Here is a 21254-nt window from a genome sequence, read left to right on the forward strand (position 1 = left end):
CCCTGCTGATGGACCAGCTGGCACCACCTAATGGAGCCAAGTTCGATCGCGCGGTTGCGACGACCTTCGCCCTGGACCTGACTGCGACACTGTTGCCCGCGCTCGCCTTCACCGGGTTCCACCTTGCGAGTGGCACATCCGACCCGATCGCAACACTCGAGTCGATCCGCAGCACGGCAGATCGAATCGACGTTTTCTGTCAGGCCGGCGCGATCGGTGTTCCCGAAAAGTCACCCGATCTCCTCGCATTTCTCGAACCGATGGTGCACCCTGTGCGTCCTCCCTCGAGCCATGGGCTCTTCCACCCGAAGGTTTGGTTCATTCGGTATGTCGATGACGCAGGCCCGCCGTCGTACCGACTCTTGGTGTTGACCCGCAACCTGACCATGGACTCGTCGTGGGATCTGGCGGTGCGTCTCGACTCCGAGAGCATCGCAAAGAAGACCCAGCCGGCGAGCGCAGCGTTGCGTGACTTCCTGGTGAGCCTGCCGGACCGTGCGACTCCTTCGCTGAGCGGCGCCCGCCGGAAGGCGATCTCCGAACTGGCCGACGAGGCAGGGCGCATTGTCTGGGAGCTGCCGCCCAGCGCCGAGCAGGCGGTGCTGCACTACCTGAATCCCAATCGCAAGAGGTCGACTGACTTCAGCGGAGCCCGCCACCTCGTTGTCTCCCCCTTCGTGGACGCCGCCGGCCTCAGTCGCATTCGACCCAAAGGGGAGATTCAAATTCTGTCCCGGGCTGAAGAACTCGAGAAGCTCGAAACTGTCACCACCAGTCGCCTCAAAGCACGAGTCCTCGACGAACTGGCCGTGTCACAGGAAGTCGAGGGGTCACGACTCGGCGGTCAGTTGCACGCGAAGATGTATGTAGTCGAGCAATCCCAGAACTGGTCGAAGTCTCACGTGTTCATCGGCTCAGCCAATGCGACAGGCGCCGCCTTCACCAACAACACCGAATTCTTGGTCGAGATCCGCGGACACAAGAACCACTTCGGCATCGAACGATTCTTGGGCGATGACGGCACCTTCATGGCGATGACTGAGCCCTATCAACCGACCGAGGCAGAGGTCGATGAGGCCGAAGACGCCCTCCAACGCGAACTCGAAAACGCCGTGCGTCGTGTGGCCGGCATGACCTTCTCCGTTGAGGTGATCAGCTCCGGCACGGATGACACTCACGATCTGCACCTGACCTCCGAGAAACCGTTCAGTCTCGAACCCGGTTGGCACGCCACCGTCGAATTGCTGACTCTGCCCGAGCACGGAGCGCCGGTAGGACCCGGCGTAGCCCTCGACACTGTCGTGCCCGCGGTTCCCACTCCTGACATCACGCCGTTTCTGGCCATCCGAGTGGTGTCGCCGACAGGTTTGTTGGCGTCCACGGTCGTCGTTGCTGCACTCATCAACGAGCCCAAGGATCGACTCGACGTAGTCCTGGCCAGACAGATGGACAGCCCTGACAAGTTCCTCAGGTTCCTCTTCTTCCTGCTCAGCCTGGGGAAACCGGCCGCACTGGTCGACCGTGCGTCCACACGATCTACCGGAACCGGCGGCGCCAGTCCGTTCGGGGAAGGCGGAAGCGGCGTTCTCGAGATGGTGCTCGGCGCCCTCGCGACCCGCCCCGAGGCGTTGGCCGATCTGGACGCCCTCGTCGCCCGTCTCGAGGGAACCGAGGCTGGCCGGAAGGCGCTCCCGGAGGGATTCAGCGAGTTCTGGAGTGTCGTTCGAGACGCAGCCACCGCGAACAAGGAGTTGGCATGAGCCGCTACGACGCAACGCCGTGGCTGCGCGACCTCACCAAGTTTCAGCGACGCTCGGTCGAGCACGTGATGACACAGTTCTACGGGGCCGCAGACGCCAACCGTTTCCTCGTTGCCGACGAGACTGGACTAGGGAAGACGCGCGTCGCGCAGGGAGTCATAGCGCGTGCCATCGAAGAACTGCAGGATTCTATTCCGCGCATCGATGTCGTCTACGTGTGCGCCAACAGCGACCTCGCCCGGCAGAACATCCGCCGGCTGAACGTCACAGGGCAGGGAGAGATCCCGTTCTCGAGCCGCCTGACGCTGCTCGGTGAGCACAGTCGTCGCCTCAACCGCTCGAAAGATGAGGGCGGCGGAGTCAACCTCATTTCGTTCACTCCGGGCACGTCATTCGACATGGGTCAGAGCCTCGGGCAGGCCCGTGAACGCGCCATGATTGCCATCGCGCTCATGGAGCTTTACCAATTGGACGGCCACCAACGACGCGCCACGAAGCTCTTGTTCCAAGGTGGAGTTGCAACGCTGGAGAACTTCGAGCGACAACTCAACTGGCTGCGTCACGACCTCGGGGATGACGGCATTGACCCGGTGATCCTTGGCGAATTCGGCAAGGTGCTCGCCGTCGGTGGAGACCCTGGCCTGGGCGGCCGTTATGAAACCTTGGTCGCCGAGATGGGTCGACGACACTCGATTCCCAAGGAGCTGCGACGCTCAGCCATCGACCTGGTCCGTGAGCTACGCGCCGCATTGGCGGCTGCGAGCGTGCACACGCTCGAGCCAGATCTGGTGATCCTCGACGAGTTCCAACGCTTCCGGCACCTACTGTCGGAGAACAACCCCGCCGGAGAACTTGCCCACCACCTCTTTGAGTACGACGCAGCCAAGGTGCTGCTCCTGTCCGCTACCCCGTACAAGCCGTTTACCTTCGCCGGGGAGGATGGCGAGGACCACGCCAAGGATCTCTTCAGGACTCTCGAGTTCCTAGCGAAGGGTCGCGAGGACGTCAGCGTCGATGACATCCGCGCTGGTCTCCGGAACTACCGCTCCGCGCTCTTGAGCGGCGACATGGTCAGCGACATACCTGCCAACCTGCGCGAGCACCTGCTCAAGTTGATGTCGCGTGCTGAGCGTCCCTCGCTGCCCAACGAGGGAATGACAGTCGAGCGGGTGGTGAGCGCCTCGGATCTGCGTGCGGCCGACCTGACGGACTTCGCAACCATGCACCGCGTGGCCGACGCAGTCCGACAGTCGCGTGATCACGGGCTAGTCACTGCTGAATACTGGAAGTCGGCGCCGTACTTCCTCACCTTTGCCGACGGTTACCAGCTCGGGCGCCGGCTGCGTGACGCCGAAAAGACCCCCGAGCTCGCGGGGCTGCTCAAGGACTCCCACCACATCAGTGGCAGGTCGCTGGAACGTTTCGAGGAGCTTGAGCCCGGCAACGCACGGATGCGCGTCCTCGCCTCGGACACGGTTGACCAAGGTTGGTGGCAGCTGCTCTGGCTGCCGCCGTCCTTGATGTACGTCGAACCTTCGGGCCCGTTCGCGGACGAGTTCGCCCGAGAAATGACCAAGCGGCTCGTCTTCTCATCTTGGACCGCGACGCCCTCGTCGGTCGCGAGCATCCTGAGCTATGAGGCAGAACGTCGTGCCGTGGAGGGCAGCCAGCACTACACGGCATACACATCAGACGTCAGAAAGAACATCGCCCGTCGCCTCCAGTACACAGCGGCTGCCGACGGCAAGCCGAAGCAGATGGCAGCCTTCCTGTGTCACTGGCCGTTACCCGGCCTCGCTGGGAAGGCCGACCCAATTGTCTGGGTTGCCGCGAACGGTGGCGGGCCGCTGCCCCCGGACGAGGCACTGGCTTTTGCCAGGACCGCCGTTGCCGAGCATGCCAACCAGGCACCACTCGGGACCCCGCACCCTGACGCAGGTGGGAGTGAGCCGCAGGACCGTATCTGGCGCACCGCATTCTCATGGTCGGATTCCTGGCCGGAACGGTCAGACCACGATCTGGCGCAGGCGTTGGTCGGAACCCGCACCGAAGTTGAGAACCAAGGCGAGCCGGCTGAACCCGGAGATATCCCGAATGGTCTCGCGCATCACATACGGGCTGCGCGCACTGCGCTGGGCGAGGGAAATGCCCGTCTCGACGATGAAGCCCTCGAGGTGCTGGCCGAGATCGCCCTCTACTCCCCCGCAAACGTCGCTTGGCGTGCCATGAACCGGCTCGTTTGTGACAGCGCAGATGTGACTGATTGGGGCCTCTTCAAGTCCGCGGCGACCCTGGCCAACGGGCTCCGTTCCTTGTTCAACCGACCCGATGCCATCCAACTCGTTGAACGTCTGGGTGGCCCGGCGGAGATGCCGTATTGGCGCAAGGTGCTCCGCTACATCGCGATGGGCAACCTCGAGGCGGTCTTGGACGAGTATGTCCATCAGTTGTATTCCGACCGTGCCTCGGGGGCGGCGACGGATGAGTTGCTGCTCGAGGTCGCACATGAGGTCGCCGAAGCCGTCAGCCTGAGGTCACCAACCCTCCGCGCGTTGGACGCCGGGAATCTCACCGAAGGTCTGTCGTTTGCCGCCCGGTTCGCCCTCCGATATGGCGGGCGACAACAAGACGCCGAGGACGCTCGTCAACCCGAAGTGCGACGTGCGTTCAACAGCCCCTTCTGGCCATTCGTGCTTGCGTCAACGTCGGTCGGGCAGGAAGGCATCGACTTCCACTGGTGGTGTCACGCGGTGTTCCACTGGAATACGCCGCCGAACCCGGTCGACTTCGAACAGCGCGAGGGACGGGTCGATCGCTACCGCGGCCACGCCGTCCGGAAGAACGTTGCGTACGCACACGGACGCGTCGCCCTCTCGCAGACTGCCATGCATCCGTGGGATCAGCTGTATGAGCTGGCGAAGGATCATCAAGAGGAACTCGGGGACTTCTCGCCTGGTTGGGTCTATCCCGGACCCCACAGAATCGAACGACACATCGCCCCGTTCGCCTTCAGTACAGACCTCGAGCGGTACGACCTAATGAAGCGTGACGTCGCGCTTTACCGGTTGACTTTTGGGCAACCGCGTCAGGAGGACGTGCTCGATGTGCTCCGCAGACGCGGACTTGACGCTGATCCCGAAGCGCTGAAGGAGTTCAAGATTGATCTCGCGCCGTGATGAGACGAGGTTGTATCTCCCCTACTCGAAGAAGTCCTCGTCGACCTCAACGATCTGCACAGTGCGCTTCACTTGCACCCCCACGCCATAGCGGATCATCAGCGCCGCCAGCCTGGTGTCGTCGATCAGAACCACGCGGGTGGACAGGTTTGTTGAATAGTCGCGTGCACCTGAACTGAACCGTCCAGAGGTGATGAAAACACCTTGATTCGCTTGGTTCTCCTGCAGAGCACCAACAAATGCCTGGATCTCGGGTCGGCGGACGGATGAATCAGGGGCGTAGCGATTTGCCTGGACATAGATCCGACTTAGTCCGAGTGCGTCTTGGTCGACGACTCCGTCGATACCCCCGTCGTCCGACAGTTGGGTGCGCGCCGCCCTGCCCTCAGCTCCGCCGTATCCCATGGCAATGAGCAGATCGAGCACGGCCTGCTCGAAGAAGGCTGGCTCCTGCTCATGGATGCGGGTCAGCAGCTGGTCTGCAACATCGGCATGAATGCGTGCGATTCCACCTTCGATCTGTTCCTGGGGGATCCAACGCGGTCTCGATCTCCGGAGCCGCGACGGAAGTCGACTCAGCGTGACTCGGAAATGCCTTAAACGTGTGCGGCGCGTTCACACCCCCGGACAGTGCACGCAGATGACGCTCCGTGATGCCGTCCGGATGATCAGCGAGCAACTTCCTTCCCACGTTGGTGATCCGGGCATGCCCCCGGCTCGTGCGTTGGGTCGCCAACGACCGCGCGACTAGGATAAGGCCCAGTCGCCACGATTGACCCACTGCTCCTGATCTGACGGACGAGAATCCGTCGCTGTTCCTGGGTGAGCTCGAGCAGCTCCGCAGCGCCTTCCACAAGGCTTCGTGCTCGGTGGATCTCACCATCAAGCAGCACTTGCAACGAAGGTGCCATGTATTGATGCCAGGTCGGTGCCGACATCACCAGCTCCTCTGTGTGGTGGCGGACGGGCAGTCCTGCCGCACCGTCATGCATCTATCGCACTAGCGGACCGCACATAGCGCGCCGCGGCGAATGTGCGATCGGTTAATTGAGATACGAATCCTCGATCGAGATCTCGTCGCGGGAAGCAACAAGGAGACTTACGACCATTCGTGCCCCTTCTGCGAAATCCTTGTCACTGCTGTTGTGGTTGAAACCTGCACCTTTTTCGACATTGCCGACAAAATCATCAAGCATGTCGATCATGTATCCCATGTCCATGAACAGTCGCCCATCATTGCCGAAGACAACACGGTTGTCGTCAGGGACGTCGATACGAATGGGATTTGGATTGTGGCCGGCCATGAATTGAGCCCTCCTCACGAGATGAAAATAACGGTCTATTCTGCTGCGATCGGGCCAAATAGCAGGTCGCACAGTTCGCCTATCGACTCAACCCTGGCGAAGCGGCCCATCGCCACTTCACGAATCCCCGCACGTTCGAGCTTGGTGCCGCTCGCATTCCCTTTCGCATGCTTGGCGACCCGATCGCCGAGTTCGGGTATGGCCTCTCCCGGGCCGGATCCGAACCACTGATAACTGATCTCCAACCAAGGGCTTTCGCCTAAGGATTGCCAGCCAATCACTATGACGCACCCTGCTGGCCGCTGCGTCAACAACGTGCTCACTTTCTGATACCCGGTTTTGCCGCCCTGGCGTTTGGTCTTGAGCTGTACGTGCCGAACTTGCTCCGACGTTTCGAGCACCAAGTCATACCCGAAGGCGTCAACCTTGGATGAAAGAACATCAACCAATTGCCCACGACCAAACCACATTTGCGCAGTGAGGTCGGCTAGGAACCTGTGCTCCAGCATCTGCTCAAGGGAAACCGAATGCCGGTTCGGGTCGAGGGCTTCATTATTCGTCATAGCTCGTCGCCTTCCCGCTGCTCGTCACCTTCCCCGGATTCATCATCATCGTTCTCGTCGTTGGATATCAGTTCGATGTCATCTAGAGCCGCACCTAGGACTACGTCATCGGCCAGCGTTTCAGCGACGGTGACCCAGGATTCCGGGTCAATGCCGTACTTGTCGGAAAGAAACCGGAGGCGATACACATCACGTGCGCTTCGGTAGGTGTGATCCGCCATCTGCGCCGACAATCCACCATTGATCAGAACCCCGGCGAATGGCACCGCCTGTCCCAGCTTCTGGTGGGTCAGCCTTAGGCCGAGCGCCTTGAATATGGCGTCGATCAACTTCACCAGACCGTTCTGGTTGAGTTGTGCCCATGTCGCCTTCCGCATCATCTGCTGGGTGAGCCGCGACAGTGACGTGAGAGCGGCCACCTTAGCGGCTGGAGAGCCGGCGGAACCGACCGAGATCGTCCCCAACGCGAACACTTCTTCGTCGGGCATACGGACGTCGTAGCCGTACTCAGCGGCCGCTACCGCAACAATGCGCCCCAAAAGCGCAATGCTGCTTGCCACGTCAGCGGCAACCGCTCCTATAGCAACGCCCGCCGTGGTGCCACCAGACACAGTGGTCGCGACGGTGGCGCCCGTCACCGCAAGGGCACTGGCGCTGCCTTCGGCCAAGGCAGTGACGGTGTAGAAGCCACGAGTGCGTGGCGAAGCTCGGTCGAGACGTTCAAGGTCCAAAGTTCCAAAATCAGCGAAGGACGTCCCGACTCGATTGGCTACACGCTCCACACTGACTGATTTCATGGCGGGCTCGAGGGTCACGGCGACAAGGCCTTCTAATGCCTTCTCAAGCTGCTGCTCCATGTCGGCGTGCAAGGGAACCCGCTTCCATACCTTGCCGGCAGCACTCGAGATCGACCCGGTTGCCCGGTTCAACATCTTTCGGGTCTCGGTTGGGGGCGCGTTGAGACGGCGCACCGCTCGATCCCACGCCTTTTGCTCGTACGACGACATCGCGCCGAAACCGTCTTGTTGGGAAGCACTCATAAGGGGTTCTGGTCCTCTCGGATGGCGAGGGCGGGCAGGTTGTCGACGATTTTCGTCGTCTCGAGGCTCACCGTGACGATGCGGGCGAGAAGATCGATGATGTAGCGGGGATCTTCGACCTCACGACTCCAGTCGTTGGGGTCGTTGACGATGCCGGAGGCCTTGTCGGTCTTGACCCGGTAGCGGTCGAGGATCCACTCCACCGCCGAGCGGGAGCCGAGCATGTAGCGGTACGCCGCCGCGGGGATGCCGCTCAGCTCGATGTGGGAGTTGTAGACGACACGCGTCTTGTCGGCGACAAGCTTCTTGGTCTCGGGGTCGCGGACCTTGGGGAAGGCCATCTTCTGGACCCGGAAGAAGTCATAGTCCGCTGGTCGAGGTGCGAGCTTGCGATCCTCGAACCCATCAGGCTCCACGTCGAGCCCGTCGAGCGGGTACGGCGTCACCGACTCGTAGCCCAAGTGGAGCTCTGACAGCTTCCGGCCAGCCTCGACGAACGGCCATGGATCCTCGACCAACGGGATGCGCGGCAGCATCTTCTTCAGGTCAGCGGCGTAGGTCTCGCGGTACTCCGGCGAGTGAAGCAGGCCGTAGACATAGAAAAAGATGTCGTCCTTGGTGACCTTGCCCCCGTACGCCGCCTCATAACGTCTAAGAGCCTCGTCGGTGATGTTGTCGACGCGGCGGTACCCGTCGACGACCTCCCCTTCGCCACCCAGATCGAGGACGCCGTCTTGGGCCACTGGCTGGTATTGCCACCGCGTGAAGAAACTGCCCCCAGAGCCTGCTCCTGTGACGTGCAGATTCGGAATTGTGTCGACCATCAACACCGAGAAGGGCACTTCGGACGCGGCGCCGACTTGGTAGATGCCCTGGTTGAGCGTCTCTGCGGTCGGGAAGAGTCGCGGTAGTTGACGTCGATCCTCATTAAGTTGAGGATCGAAGTACGTGTGCTCTTTGGAGAAGGCCCGATAGGTCGTTGTGCGGAAGCCAGTCTCCATCAGCACTAGCCGCTCTCCGGATTCGAAGCGACTGATGAGTCTCCGCGACCAGCTGATCCGCCTCGGATCTTTGGTCGCCTCGGAGTGCCGCAACCCCAGATCTGAGTTGTACGTGTGAACGGTCAGCTCAACACTCTCTCGAAGGTTCCCAAGACCTGAGTTGGTGACCCAAGCATCCCTGTTCGTGGTGAGCCCGCGTGATGCGAGTCCGAAGAGCCCTCCATCGCCGGAGATTGCTGCGAAGACCCCGAAGTCGTCGCGCCGCTGGTTGAGCCAGTCCCCATGCTCGTTGGGTTTGATGATTACTGATTGAGGAAGAAGTCCTAGCACGGACCCGGCATCAGAAAGCATCGCCAGTTTCTGTTCACGGGTGAGGTAGTCACCGATGTCGGTGTAGTGAATGGTCGCGTGCCCATCCACAGAGTCGGACGTCGGGTTCTTCACAAGAACTGTGACGGCGACAGTCGCGCGGCTACCGGCGTCGAAGACTGTGCCGCCCTCCTTCTTTCGCTGCTCACCGGCCGTCCGCGCGTTGCCACGGAGGTTGTAGACGTGGATCGCGTCGAACTCCTCTGCCAAGGTCTTGCGCATGCCATCAGCACCGTTGGAGTCGAGAAAGCCACCGTTGGTCACGAACGCGATAATCCCTTTGTCGCCGACCCGCAGGGTGGCCCATGTGATTGCACGGACATACGAGTCATAGAGCATCCGCACCGATTTGGAGGCTGACCGCGCCGCGTACGTGGTGCGGATCGCTGCATCCAACCCTGGATAGCTTTCGTTGGCGTTGTCGTCATTGGCGGAGTCCTGCCCGACTGAGTAGGGCGGGTTGCCCACGATCACCGTGATCGGCAGCTTCTTGAGCCGCTCGAGCCGCTCGTTGTTCTCCGGGAAGACGTCAAGGTCCTGGCGGTCGTCGGCCTCCCAGGACTGGAAGGTGTCGGTGAGGATCAGGCCGGGGAACTCGACGTACTCATGCCCCGGCCTGGCCGCCCGCTTGCCGCCGCCGGGCGCCGAGACCTGGGTCATCACGTCGTAGTAGGTGGTCTCGATGTTGACCGCGGCGATGTAGTAGGCCAGCAGCAGGATCTCGTTGGCGTGCAGCTCGTTGGCGTACTTGCGGGCGAGGTCCTCGGGCTTGATCAGGCCGGACTGGAGCAGCCGGACCATGAAGGTGCCGGTGCCGGTGAAGCCGTCGAGGACGTGGACACCGTCGTCGGTGAGGCCCTGGCCGAACTCCTGGCGCATCACGTCGTCGGCGGACTTGAGGATGAAGTCGACGATCTCGACCGGGGTGTAGACGATGCCGAGCTTGTCGACGGTCTTCCTGAACGCGGTGGCGAAGAAGGTGTCGTAGAGCTCGATGATGATGCGCTGACGACCCTCGGCGGTGTCGACTCCCTGCACGCGCATCCGGACGGACTCGTAGAACTTCTCGAGCGTCTTGTTCTCGTCGTCGACGTTGTGCTCGTCGAGCGCGGCGAGCATCCGCTCCATCGCCTTGGCGACCGGGTTGTGGTCCAGGAACCGCGAGCCCTCGAAGAGCGCGTTGAAGACCGGTCGGGTGATCAGGTGCTGGGCCAGCATGTCGACGGCGTCAGTCTGGCTGATTCCCTCGTTGAGGTTACCGCGCAGGCCGCTCAGGAAGACGTCGAACTCCTTCGCCACCTCCGAGTTGGGGTCGGAGAGCAACGCGTTGATCCGGGTCGTCTGGCGGGTGGCGATGTCGGCGACCGACTTGGCCCAGTCCTGCCAGTAGCGACGAGTGCCGACCTTGGCGACGATCTTGGAGTAGATCGCGTCGCGCCAGGCATCGAGGTCGCCGAAGGCGAGGTTGAGCGTGCCCTGAGTCGTGTCGTCGTTCCAGCCGTCGCCAATGCCGATCACGTTGATCTTGTCGTCGCGCTTGGAGGTCAGATCGATCCGGTTGACCATTGCATCAAAGCGCTCGTCGTGGGCACGCAGGGCCTGGAGCACCTCCCAAACCGCGGCGTACTTCTTGTTGTCGCGCAATGCCTCCTCCGGCGACATCCCGGACGGGACGCCGACTGGCAGGATGATGTAGCCGAACTTCTTGCCGGGCGCTTTGCGCATCACACGGCCGACCGATTGGACGATGTCGACCACAGACTTGCGGGGCGACAGGAACATCACCGCGTCGAGGGCTGGCACGTCGACACCCTCGGAAAGGCAGCGCGCATTGGTCAGGATGCGGGCGTGGTTGGGCTTCGGCTCGTCCTGAAGCCAGTCGATGCGGGTGTTGCGCTCGAGTGCGTTGAAGGTGCCGTCGACGTGGCGGACCGTGCAGCTCAGCGGCGAGGCCCCACTCTTGTCCTCGAGGTTCGACTGGTCGACGTAGTAGCGGGTGACATCGGTGAAGAGTTCCTCGATGCGCTTCGACGCCTTGATGTTGCCGGCGAACGCGACCGCGCGCTTCATCGGCCCGGGGTCGGCAGCAAAGTCGTGCTCGGTTCGGCCACGCTTGGCCAGGCCGTTCCAGCAGCCGACGATCTTGGCGGCATCGTCGAGGTCGAGCTCGTGGTTGTCGTCGGAGAGCTGCGCTTGGAAGGTCCGGGCGACGGCCTCCTCGTCGACGGTGAGCACCAGCACCTTGTAGTCGGCCAGCAGGTCGGCCCGCACGGCCTCGCCGAAGCCGAGCCGGTGGAACTCAGGCCCGTAGAGGTCCTCGTCGTCCATCGAAGCGAGGACCGCGTTGGCCTGGCCAGCTTTGGCGCGGGAGTTGTCGTCGTAGATCCGTGGTGTGGCGGTCATGTAGAGACGCTTGGTCGCCGGAAGGTAGTCGTCGTTGTGCACCCGGACGAACGCCGACTCGTCATCACCGGCAAGCGTCGTACCGGTGGTGCGGTGGGCCTCGTCGCACACGACCAGGTCGAACGGATCACGCCCCTGTTGAACCTGGGCGACCACATCGATCGACTGGTAGGTGGAGAACACCACCGTCATCGCATCCGTGTCCTTCCCAGCGGCGTCCAGCCGGGCGCGGAGAACATCGACATTCGTGGTCGCCGGAAGCGCGAGATCGATGGCAGAGATGTCCTCGTCGTTGATCGAACGTTTCGTCGACTTCGCGTCCGAACAGACCGCCAACGGGCGGATCGGCACCTCGGACTCCGCAACCCACTCGCGAACCGTCTGCGAGAGCAGCGAGATGGAGGGGACCAGGAACAGCACCGTGCCACCCGCGCCCACGTTCTGCTCAGCGAGCCGCAGTGAGGTGAAAGTCTTGCCGGTGCCGCACGCCATGATCAGACGCCCGCGGTCGGTCTCTCCGAACCCAGCGGTGACCTTCTCGATCGCCGTGGCCTGATGCGGACGCGGCTTCTTCTTGGTCTGGAGCTCCAGCTCGATGACCATCTTCGTCGGATCCAAGAGCCCCCAGTCGACGCGCGAGTGCTCGAGCTCGCTCAGGCCGATGCGTCGAACAGGCTTGGTCTGGTCCTTCAGCGCCTGCTCGGCGTTGGAGTTCCACTTCTCGGTCGTGGAGACGATGATCCGGTCGGCGAAGGCATTGGTTCCGGAGGCCGACAGGAAGCTGTCAATCATCGGCTTCGAGACTGTCGTCGTGGGCGCGAAGAACTTGCACTGAATCGCCGTCAGGTCGCCCGTGGAACGGTGACGCGCGACGAGATCGATGCCCGTGTCGTGTTTCCCCTGATTGCCGGGCCACTCTCCCCACATCCAGACCTCGTCGTACTGATCGGCGAAGACCGGATCAGTCCGAAGATAGGCCTGCACCAACTTCTCGAACTGTGTGCCCTTGTCGGACTCGGAGGTGGCGGCTGCGCGCAGCTCGTCCAGAACGTCATAGATCGTCGACCCCATGTGTTGTTTCTATCGCACTGCAGTGACAGTCGCTCCCTCTTGCCGCGTTTCGGTGACATCCATCGTCTTGAGCCATATGGTCAGAGGCGAAGGGGGCATCTTGGGAACTCTGATCGCCGGAGGCGGCAGTGGCGCAGTCGCCGCTTCCTCGCACGCCGTATGCGTGCGCTTCCGCCGCACCGATCCATTGTTGACCGCCATGTCACGGCGTGCCCTGGCCGCGAAGGTTGGGAAGCCTGACACGAGCGCTGGCATCCCCGAAGCGCGCTGGGTGCGAGCTATGGCCTTTGAGCGGGCGGTCAACGACCAAGCCTTCGTCGCTGAGCTGCTGACGCGTGCCGTAGGGCTCCTCGAGCTCGATCGCCCCGCTGCCGTCCGCATCAGGTCCGGGCACGAGCAGGCGGACACTACCGCCAAGGAGCTGGCTCAGGCTCATCTGGCGGCTGAGTACGCCGGTGAGGCAACCATGCTCACCAAGCTTGCCGTCCCCTTCCTCAGCCTCGAGCGTGAGGACCATGCGACGGCGATCAAGCCTGACTTCGCCATCGTCGCGGCGCGCAAGGACGGCGAGCGGGTCGTCGGTTCGTGGTTGATCATGGGCGATGCGAAGGACTACGAACGGGTTCGCTCGCGCATCGACGATCAACGCATCCTCAAGGGATTCCTCCAAGTTGCTCTGGGCGCGGAGTCTGCAGCGGCCTGGAGTCGTCTGCCGTCCGGCATGGAAGTTCACAGCTTCGGTGCACTTGCTGTGCCTCGCAACGTCTACCTGCGCCCCGAAGCAATCGTCGAGGACCTGGCCGACCACCGCCGCGAAGTCCGCGGCCGAGCGCAGGAACGACTGGCTCAGCTGGAGGAGTTGGGCGATGACGTGATTGCGGAAGTCGAGCTGCCCAGCCATCTGGCCCACCTCGTGGCAACCTTCGACCCGCGATCATGTCAGTCGTGCAGCCTCTTCAACTACTGCCGCTCCGAGTTGCGCACCTCATCCGATCCCGAGTCACTTCTGATCGAGCTCGGCATTCCGGAGCCGACCCGGCCGGCGTTGATCGGATTGCTCAACGGCACAGGTGAGATCGGCGTCGCACCGAACTCAGTGGTCGCCAATGTGACTGCCACCCTCAGCGGCCTCCCCCACTGGACTGGTCGACGACGCTTGGACGCTGCGGGTCTACCAGGCTCCATCAACGTTCTCGTCGTGAAATCAGACTCCGCTGCGCTCGGCGTCCACGGGGTCGCCGTACAACGACTGGACGGCTCCGGCAACGAGGAGTGGGCGTTCGAATGCTTCGAACGAACCAACGCCACCGAGACCCGGCACACCGTGATGGAGCTGCTGGGGAAGTCCATCCGTGAAGGGCTCTCGTCCGGGCATCTGCCGCTACACATCGTGGTGCCCGACAAGCCCTCCGCAGACCTGCTCGTCACGATGGCAGACTCACTCGCCGGTGTGGAGCTCAGCCGCATCCGCTGGGAACGCGACATCGAGCAGGGACGCCCCGTGCTCACCTTCGATGGTGAGGAGGCCACGATCCCCGAGCCGCTCAGCGACGATGCGCGTCTCGCGGTGAGTTTCCTGCTCGAGGAGGACCGAGCGCGTGCTTTCAGCCTGCGCCAGCCGGTCATCGTCCTGCGCGATGTCCTGGCCGCCCATCTGGTGCCCGGTGGGCCCTCCGTCGATGCTGGACGTCTCGACTACCTGGTCGAGTGGGCAGAGGCCACCAGCCCTCTCGAGCATCGCGCGGTGACGGATGACATCACTTCGCGCACGCACAGCCCGGGCGCACGGCTGACCAACGCATCCTCGGACGAGATTCACCGTGCCGGTCGACCCGGCAAGGGTGACCCGGAGCGTTATCGCGAGATGGTCACGAACGAGCTCGAGTACCGCATCGACACCTTGTGTCGAGCGCTCGCCGTGCTCGAAGAGTTGCCGGAGTCGCGACTCCGCGACGTTCACCGCACGCTTGAGGGGGACGCGCAGGTCGTCTGGGGTCGTCGACTGGCTCTGGAAGCGTCCGACCTCGTGCGCTTCTCGCGCACCTTCCGCTACTGGCGCAACGCCCAGGTGGACATGCTCGACGCCGATGAAACGTGCCGCGAGCAGCTCGCCGTACTCGCTGATGCCGAGTATGCCGCCGACCGTGCAGCAGATGCCGGCATGCGCCACCTGGCCAAAGCGCGCGTGATCTCCACGTCGCCACTCCGCCTGTCCGTTGCGTCCCGGAGTCTTACGGACGGAGTCGAGGTCGCGCTCCTGCACGTGAACGGCACGGCTTCCTTTGAGAGTGACGACGTGACCCTGAAAGTGCAAGCAGGGAGCTTCAAGTTCGGCGAAGTGTCAATCGGTCGACTCGAAGCTGACGATGACGACGGCCTGCTGTGGCACCCGGGCGTTGATCCGCAGCTGAAGGTGAACGACGAACTGGTGCTGGCCAACATGGAGTGGTTCGGTGGCGGGTTCAGGTCGGGCCATGAGCTGGCGGTGAAGCGGCCGAGCCTCGACCAGCAGGCAGCACCGAAGCAGGCCTGCACTCCCGATTCCTATGCCCAGGATCCGGATGTGCACCGGTGGTGCTGTCGGTCACACGCCGCCGGCGAAGCCGAGTTCTCCGACGAGCTCGCGGAGCGACGCGAGCGTGGAGAACTGAACCCAGAAACCTGGCCGCCCATCGTCGACCAAGACCGCTTTGACATCGCACTCGACGATGACCCGGCAGACATGGTCGAAGACGTGCCCATCCCTGAAGGCCTGACGGCGGACGATGTGGACTGAGCCCATGACGATCTCCTTCACCCAACCTGCTCTGTCGGTGACAAGTGCCGGACACCACTCTTTTGCGGCTGCGGGAAACGTCGCTGCCGCTGGTCAGGCCACACAAGCGCTGATGCAGGCCCTCAATGCAGTCAAGGACTACGACAAGGTCCTGCTGCGAGCGGCGGCCGGCGCGGGCAAGTCCTATGCCCTGGTGACGATGGTCAAAGAGGCTCTGGCCAACCCCAATTGCCTCCGGGTCGCGGTCACGGCCTTCAAGAACCGCCAGATCTACCCACTCGCGAGGCGACTCGGCGAGGAGCTGGGCAAGGAGAAGGTGTGTCTCTTCGTCTCGGCCAAGCGAGTCGATGAGGTCCCGGACAACGTGCTCTCAGACGTCACGGTGGCCACCTCGACCAGCGGGATTCCTGAGGGTGTGAGTCTGGTGATCGGCACGTCACACAAACTCGGAGTATTCGGAGAACCGAAGCGTCTTCTCGATCGTCTGGGCGCAGGCGCAAACGGTGACGTCCCATTCGACGTTCTCTTCGTCGACGAGGCGTGGGAGATGGCACTGCACCTGTTCAACAAGGTGGAGAAGCTAGCCCCGATCGCTGTAGGAGTCGGCGACGTCGGGCAGCTTCCGCCGATCGACCATACTCAGAATCCTTGGCGAGGCGACCCCGGCTACAACCCCTACCGCGCTTGGCCGACCGAGTTCGAGAACAGGTCAACGACGTTTGCCATCGACCTGCCCGCTGTATGGCGACCGACCGGCGAGCAACTGGGTCTGTGGCGTTCGTTCTACGACTCCTGGGACCAACTCGACTGCGTGGCCGCACCCGGGGACCGCTCAATGGAGCTGCCGCCCATGAGTGGCGCGTCGGCAGACGTATGGGGCTCGGTCGCCAGTGGCTATCCAACCTTGCTCGAGGTGGACGGGCTCGAGGACCCGGAAGCAGCCGACATCGACCAACCCTTGCTCGGCGTGCTCGAGGACCTGCTGCGCTCACTGCTGACGGACGGCTTCACCTTCACAGAACGCAAGTACGACGACACCGGTGCTCCTGGACCCGTTATAACCCACTCGTCAGACGATGCAACTGGAAAACCTCTGGTGGTCATCCTGGCCACGCGCAACCAAGCCGTCGATGACGCCGCGGAGATGGCCGACCAGATCACTGCGGATCTGGAACTGCCTCCCGGACTCGTGCACGCTTCCACCGTCGACAAGTGGCAAGGGCAGACCAACACCATCACTGTGGCGATCCATCCGCTGTCGGGCGCGGCCGGCCTCGATGAGTTCAACTCGGCATTCGGTCGGCTTGCGGTCACCTGCACACGCGCGACTCACGGGTTGTTGATGATTGCTCGTGCTGGTCTCGACGACCTGCTGGCCGACTCCCCCGCTCGTCCCGGAACACCCTTCGGTGAGCCCGGGACACGAGCCCTCCCACGCCAGACGCATCAGCGGATTCTTGGTGCGTTCAGGCGTGGGGTGTGGAAGGTATCCACAGACGACTGAGGGTTGGCACGGCGGCAGCGTGGGCTTCGGTCTTTTCGGGTGGCATTGCTCTAGCTGGCCTGAAACGCAGACCAGTCGATCTGCCCTCGACCAGCCTTGGCGAGGAATGCATCGGCTTCGGAGAATGGCTTGCTCGTGTTGAACCCCTTGTAGGCGGACAACCCTGACGGGTGGGACGACTCAATGACGAGGTGTCGATCTGTGTCTATGAGCCTCCTCTTCTTGCGCGCAGGGTTGCCCCAGAGCATGAAGACAGTGGGAGCCGAACTCTCACTCAGTCTCGAAATCACCGCGTCCGTGAACCGCTTCCAGTCGGAGCGCCGATGCGAATTGGCTTCCCCACGACGCACGGTCAGTGTGGTGTTGAGGAGCAGAACACCCTGGCGTGCCCAACCGTCCAAGCAACCATGACTGGGAGCCTCGATGCCAAGGTCGAAGTTGAGTTGCCGATGAATGTTCCGCAGAGATGGCGGAATGGAGACTCCCGGCGGCACTGAGAAGGACAGCCCATGAGCCTGGCCAAGGCCGTGGTAAGGATCCTGTCCCAGAATGACAACACGGACTTTCTCGACTGGTGTGAGATCGAATGCGGCGAACGTCTGGTGCTGCGGAGGAAATACCTCGTATGAGGCCCGCTCCTGGGCAACGAAGTCCATCAACTTCGGCCAGTAGTCCTTGTCGAGCTCGTCGGCCAGCTCGTTCCGCCAGCCGTCCGGCAGGGTCTCCGAAGGCTTCTGGCCCATTGTCGTGGCTCCTCGTGTTGGGTTCAGGTCAGGGACCCTGGCTGGTGTCATCGGCTTCTTCCACGTGAAGCAACGCCGCAAGATCGGCGAGGCTTGTCACCGGGCTCCGTGTTTCGCTGCGGATCCCGCGTTCAGGAAACGCGTCTGGCTGCACTCAATCCGGAGGCTTCACCATGCTCACACCCTAGTGGGGACAACTGACGTCGGGATTGGACTAGCTGTGATCATTCAGGTCTACATCACCGTCGATGCCGCATGTTCGCATTCCTCCACCCGTGACACATCTGGTGTCCTAGGCTCACAGCGTGAGCACAGATCTCGTGGCCTGGATCAACGCCCGACTCGACAAATCCGCATTGGCAGATGAAGCCAAACTCATCGTCATGGTCGCTCTGGAAGGTGACTCTGAGCTTGAGGATCTGCTCAACACTGGCAAGTCAGAAGTCCGTGAACGAGCAGTCGCCCAGGAAGTACCCGATGCTGGCGGCACGTTTCTGGCGTCAGTCACTGTCGAAGGTTTCCGAGGCATCGGTCCAGCGACACTCTTGAACTGACCCCGCGGCCAGGCCTGACCATCGTCGCCGGACGCAATGGATCCGGGAAGTCGAGCATTTCCGAGGCGCTCGAGTTCGTGCTCACCGGCGACACCTACCGCTGGAAGAATCGTGTCTCACAGTGGAAGGAACACTGGCGCAACCTCCATCACGACAAGGCACAGATCAGCGTCACCGTTGTGGAGGAGGGCCGCGGGCCGACCACAGTCACCCGGGACTGGGACGACCAGGAAACAAGTGCCGCGCGCAGCACCACAGTGAGCCAACGACAAGGTGACAAGAAGCAGTCGGGTCTTGGCGATCTCGGCTGGGAACGCCCACTCGAACAATTCCGGCCGATCCTGTCCTATGAGGAACTCGGCGGCATGTTGGAAGGCAGCCCCAGCGAACTTCACGATGCGCTCGCCAAGGTGCTCGGCACTGAGCAGCTCGGAGATGCGCTCAAGCGAATCCAAGTTCGGCTCAAGCAACGGAAAGCCCCGGGCGACGCAGCGACCAAGCGGCGCAAGGATCTACAGACGGCAGCTTCCACGTCCGACGATGAACGGGCCCAACAGGTCGCCGCGCTGCTGAAGAAGACCTCGCCTGACTTGGACGCGATCCGCCACCTTGTCACGGGTTCGAACACTCTTGGCCATGGGCCGATCGCTGAACTGCGAGGACTCAGTTCACTGGAAGTTCCCTTCACCAGTGAGACCTCTGCCGTCGTGGTCGAACGACTCCGCGGCGCAATGGCAGGTCTCGCCGATGCGGGATCAAATGTGTCCGAGCGCAATCTGGCGAGATTGAAACTGCTCGAGGCAGCCATCAACGTGCACGCGGATCATGGCGACATGTCATGTCCTGTGTGCAGGAGCGCAACGTTGGACGAGGATTGGGCAGCAGCCAGCAGTAACTTGGTGACCCAACAACGAGCCGAGCTGACGGATCACGCGCAGGCACGACAAACGTTCGAACTTGCTCTCGCCGAAGCCCGACGCCTGATCACACCCAGGCCAGCCATCTTGAGCTACACGTCATTACCCGACCTCGAGGACAAGATTCGCGAAGCTCGTAGCGCATGGGATGAGTGGGCCAAGGCTCCCCAAGGAAACACAGCGTCCGCAGCCAACGAGCTTGCCGAACACCTCGAGTTGTATGAGGCCGAGGTCATTGCCCGCGTCGCGGACCTGAAGAAGGCTGCCGGGCAGAAACTCACGGAACTGGATGATCGTTGGCAGCCCCTTGCCACCGACATCAGTGCTTGGTGCAGCATCTGGGCGGAGTGGCTGCTTCAGAAGGATTCAGCCGATGTCCTGAGTGCGGCCGAGAGGTGGCTGAAGGAAAACGAGCTGGAGCTCAAGAACGACCTTTTGGCGCCGATTCGTGACGGGGCAAAGGCAGCGTGGGCAAAGTTGCGTCAGGAGAGCAACGTTGAGATCGGAAACCTCACCCTCGACGGGCTCGGTACACGTCGAAAGGTGAGCATCGAAGCTCAGATCGACGGCTCTCAGACAAGCAGCATGGCCGTGCTGAGTCAGGGCGAGTTGCATGCGCTCGCATTGGCGTTGTTCCTTCCTCGCGCCACCATGGCCCAGTCACCCTTCAGATTCGTCGTGCTTGACGACCCTGTGCAGGCCATGGACCCGGCAAAGGTCGACGGTCTGGTGGAGCTGCTGAGTGAACTCGCCGAAACCAGTCAAGTCATCGTGTTGTCCCACGACGATCGTCTGGCCGCTGCCGTGCGCCGTGCCGAAGTGGACGCGACGATCCTCGAGGTGAACCGTGGCAAGGACTCGAACGTGACAATCCAGACGTCGACTGATCCCGTGAACCGATATCTGGACGATGCGTTCGCCATGATCACTGAGCAAGACCACGAACGTCTGTCGGAGGCGGCCCTGCGTCGCACTCTGCCGGGGCTACTACGATTCGCAGCCGAGGCAGCCGGCAAGGACAGGTACTTCACTCAGGCGCTGAAGCATGGAGCGACCATTGCCGACGTGGAATCCACCTGGGAGGACGCCAACACGACCCGCGCCAAGTTAGCGCTCGCCATCTTCGGCGAGCCACGCGAAAACCACGAGCTCGACAACTGGGCAAGGGCTCCCTACCGCAAGTTCGCGTTGAGGACCGTCGGCTCGAGAATGCACACCGGATTGAAGGAGAAGCTGGACCCGCGTGACTCAGCACGTGAGGTACAGAAGCTCATATAGGACATTCGCGAAGGCGCGTCATGAGCAACTTGTTGGATCTGGCGGAAGCCCAACTCGCTTCCCCGGGTTCACATGGCAACCGGATGGCCTGCTGGCTGGCTCGATCGGCTCTCGAGGAGTCGATCGACGAACTTCTCGCGATCAAGAAGATCGAGGCCGGCGAACGCAGCAGCACGCGAAGCAAACTCAGTTGCCTCGAGGTGGCTTTCGAAGGAACAGGACTTCCGTCGAAAGCCCAGTACGCATGGTCACGGTTATCCGAGTCCTGCCATCAACATGCCTTCAAGTTGTCGCCGACCTTTTCCGAGGTCGAGCATCTCATTCATCTGGTACGAACGATTCAAGATCATGCTCCAAACCCGGCAGACTCCCAAACGCCTCCCCCGACGCCTGCAGGGTGAAGGTGAGTGAAACGACCACTGCATGTTTGTTCCGCTCCATAGGACCGTTCAACCACTCACCAAGGGATCGCTCATGACAAACCACATTGATGTGCCCGCCGAGAGGCGCGCAATCTTTTCGAACGACGGGCGCGTGTTTATGGATATGGACTACATGATCGCGCAGTTCGACGAGTTCGTCAGCATGCAGGAAAAAGGGGCCAAGTTCACCCAGAACCCGGCCGACGACGCCTATGTGGAAGGATCACGGGCCATCATCGACATGCTCATCCATTCCAAGGAAGTCCTCGTCCTGGACGACGCCTTCGAAAGCTGATGCATTGACTGGACCGGCTGTTGAGTACGTCGCTCTGGCGATGCACTTGAAGAATTCTCGATTCAGCAATCAAGGTAC

14 protein-coding genes are annotated in these 21254 nt (G+C 62.1%); 8 read left to right on the top strand and 6 right to left on the bottom strand.

The genetic code is table 11. The features are described 5' to 3' along the window. Positions 1-8 precede the first annotated feature (8 nt). Both ncot_RS11840 and ncot_RS11845 read left to right on the top strand, forming a co-directional pair. Entirely contained in the window at positions 9-1760 is a 1752-nt protein-coding gene (locus ncot_RS11840; protein WP_168617792.1) for a phospholipase D family protein, read from the top strand. Then, entirely contained in the window at positions 1757-4936 is a 3180-nt protein-coding gene (locus ncot_RS11845; protein WP_168617793.1) for a DEAD/DEAH box helicase, read from the top strand. Before ncot_RS11840 ends, ncot_RS11845 begins: the two co-directional genes overlap by 4 nt. Before the next feature lie 21 nt (positions 4937-4957). On the opposite strand, the gene ncot_RS19520 is transcribed toward ncot_RS11845, so the two are convergent. The 5 genes from ncot_RS19520 to ncot_RS11870 form a co-directional block, all read right to left on the bottom strand. Further along, entirely contained in the window at positions 4958-5515 is a 558-nt protein-coding gene (locus tag ncot_RS19520; RefSeq protein ID WP_206065381.1) for a restriction endonuclease, read from the bottom strand. Between the two features lie 464 nt (positions 5516-5979). Continuing rightward, entirely contained in the window at positions 5980-6240 is a 261-nt protein-coding gene (locus ncot_RS11855; RefSeq protein ID WP_168617794.1) for a hypothetical protein, read from the bottom strand. Between the two features lie 35 nt (positions 6241-6275). Continuing rightward, positions 6276-6803 carry a hypothetical protein gene (locus ncot_RS11860; protein ID WP_168617795.1) on the bottom strand — a complete coding sequence of 176 codons (528 nt, stop codon included), beginning with the start codon at positions 6801-6803 and terminating at the stop codon, positions 6276-6278. Then, on the bottom strand, positions 6800-7843 hold the full coding sequence (locus ncot_RS11865; RefSeq protein WP_168617796.1) for an EcsC family protein: 1044 nt from the start codon (positions 7841-7843) through the stop codon (positions 6800-6802). The genes ncot_RS11860 and ncot_RS11865 overlap by 4 nt, the downstream gene beginning before the upstream one ends. After that, positions 7840-12687, bottom strand: a complete 4848-nt coding sequence (locus ncot_RS11870; protein ID WP_168617797.1) for a type ISP restriction/modification enzyme — start codon at positions 12685-12687, stop codon at positions 7840-7842. Before ncot_RS11870 ends, ncot_RS11865 begins: the two co-directional genes overlap by 4 nt. Before the next feature lie 100 nt (positions 12688-12787). On the opposite strand from ncot_RS11870, the gene ncot_RS11875 reads away from it, so the two are divergent. Continuing rightward, the gene (locus ncot_RS11875) at positions 12788-15463 is read left to right on the top strand and encodes a hypothetical protein (RefSeq protein WP_206064951.1); all 2676 of its coding nucleotides are present in this window, start codon (positions 12788-12790) and stop codon (positions 15461-15463) included. 4 nt (positions 15464-15467) lie between these two features. Further along, positions 15468-16967 carry a hypothetical protein gene (locus tag ncot_RS11880; protein WP_168617798.1) on the top strand — a complete coding sequence of 500 codons (1500 nt, stop codon included), beginning with the start codon at positions 15468-15470 and terminating at the stop codon, positions 16965-16967. 50 nt (positions 16968-17017) lie between these two features. Here the strand turns inward: ncot_RS11880 and ung are convergent, their stop codons facing one another. Continuing rightward, positions 17018-17710, bottom strand: coding sequence for a uracil-DNA glycosylase (gene ung / locus ncot_RS11885; protein WP_168617799.1), 693 nt, complete (start codon positions 17708-17710; stop codon positions 17018-17020). A 305-nt stretch (positions 17711-18015) separates the two neighbouring features. On the opposite strand from ung, the gene ncot_RS11890 reads away from it, so the two are divergent. The 4 genes from ncot_RS11890 (at position 18016) to ncot_RS11905 (ending at position 21176) form a co-directional block, all read left to right on the top strand. Then, positions 18016-18264, top strand: a complete 249-nt coding sequence (locus tag ncot_RS11890) for a hypothetical protein (RefSeq protein ID WP_168617800.1) — start codon at positions 18016-18018, stop codon at positions 18262-18264. 20 nt (positions 18265-18284) lie between these two features. Continuing rightward, a complete protein-coding gene (locus ncot_RS11895; RefSeq protein ID WP_240938187.1) occupies positions 18285-20459 on the top strand; it encodes an AAA family ATPase in 2175 nt (724 codons plus the stop codon). A 20-nt stretch (positions 20460-20479) separates the two neighbouring features. Next, on the top strand, positions 20480-20860 hold the full coding sequence (locus ncot_RS11900; RefSeq protein ID WP_168617801.1) for a hypothetical protein: 381 nt from the start codon (positions 20480-20482) through the stop codon (positions 20858-20860). A 73-nt stretch (positions 20861-20933) separates the two neighbouring features. Next, positions 20934-21176 carry a hypothetical protein gene (locus ncot_RS11905; RefSeq protein ID WP_168617802.1) on the top strand — a complete coding sequence of 81 codons (243 nt, stop codon included), beginning with the start codon at positions 20934-20936 and terminating at the stop codon, positions 21174-21176. The last annotated feature ends 78 nt before the right edge of the window (positions 21177-21254 follow it).

Origin of the sequence: Nocardioides sp. JQ2195 (assembly GCF_012272695.1) — a bacterium.
GTDB lineage: Bacteria > Actinomycetota > Actinomycetes > Propionibacteriales > Nocardioidaceae > Nocardioides.

What these genes read in the sequence shown, in the direction of transcription:
- ncot_RS11840 (WP_168617792.1), top strand. Translation starts at nt 9, where the DNA reads ATGGACCAGCTGGCACCACCTAATGGAGCCAAGTTCGATCGCGCGGTT.
- ncot_RS11845 (WP_168617793.1), top strand. Translation starts at nt 1,757, where the DNA reads ATGAGCCGCTACGACGCAACGCCGTGGCTGCGCGACCTCACCAAGTTT.
- ncot_RS11855 (WP_168617794.1), bottom strand. Translation starts at nt 6,240, where the DNA reads ATGGCCGGCCACAATCCAAATCCCATTCGTATCGACGTCCCTGACGAC.
- ncot_RS11860 (WP_168617795.1), bottom strand. Translation starts at nt 6,803, where the DNA reads ATGACGAATAATGAAGCCCTCGACCCGAACCGGCATTCGGTTTCCCTT.
- ncot_RS11865 (WP_168617796.1), bottom strand. Translation starts at nt 7,843, where the DNA reads ATGAGTGCTTCCCAACAAGACGGTTTCGGCGCGATGTCGTCGTACGAG.
- ncot_RS11870 (WP_168617797.1), bottom strand. Translation starts at nt 12,687, where the DNA reads ATGGGGTCGACGATCTATGACGTTCTGGACGAGCTGCGCGCAGCCGCC.
- ncot_RS11880 (WP_168617798.1), top strand. Translation starts at nt 15,468, where the DNA reads ATGACGATCTCCTTCACCCAACCTGCTCTGTCGGTGACAAGTGCCGGA.
- ung (WP_168617799.1), bottom strand. Translation starts at nt 17,710, where the DNA reads ATGGGCCAGAAGCCTTCGGAGACCCTGCCGGACGGCTGGCGGAACGAG.
- ncot_RS11900 (WP_168617801.1), top strand. Translation starts at nt 20,480, where the DNA reads ATGAGCAACTTGTTGGATCTGGCGGAAGCCCAACTCGCTTCCCCGGGT.
- ncot_RS11905 (WP_168617802.1), top strand. Translation starts at nt 20,934, where the DNA reads ATGACAAACCACATTGATGTGCCCGCCGAGAGGCGCGCAATCTTTTCG.